General features: G+C 63.7%; 1 protein-coding gene. It reads right to left on the bottom strand.

What is annotated here, in order from left to right:
* Window positions 1-510 (bottom strand): nucleoside recognition domain-containing protein (locus ACK4S7_RS13050; RefSeq protein ID WP_409647674.1); only part of this gene is annotated, 510 nt, incomplete at both ends.

Genomic DNA, 510 nt, shown 5'->3' on the forward strand with positions numbered 1-510 from the left:
CAGCAGCACCATCAGCGCAAAAATGATGCCGCCGACACGGTGCAGGAAAATCTCCACACGTTGCCACAGGCCCAGCAGCAGGTTGCGCAGATTCGGCAGGCGGTAGGGCGGCAGCTCCAGCATCAGCGGCTGGTAGCTGCTTTTCGACCAGGTGCGCTTGAACACCCAGGCCACCGCCATCGCCGACACGATGCCCGCCAGGTACAGCGCAAACAGCGTCAGGCCCTGCAGGTTGAAGACACCGACCTTGCGGTCCGGGATGAAGGCGCCGATCAGCAAGGCATACAGCGGCAGCCGCGCCGAACAGGTCATCAGCGGCGCAATCATGATGGTGGCCAGCCGGTCGCGCCAATGCGGAATCGTGCGGGTCGCCATGATGCCGGGAATCGCGCAGGCAAAACTCGACAGCAGCGGGATGAAGGCGCGGCCCGACAGCCCGACCTTGCCCATCACGTTGTCCAGCAAAAACGCGGCGCGCGGCAAATAGCCCGAATCTTCCAGCAGCAGGAT

Origin of the sequence: Sphingorhabdus sp. (assembly GCF_046292425.1) — a bacterium.
Classification (GTDB): domain Bacteria; phylum Pseudomonadota; class Alphaproteobacteria; order Sphingomonadales; family Sphingomonadaceae; genus Sphingorhabdus_B.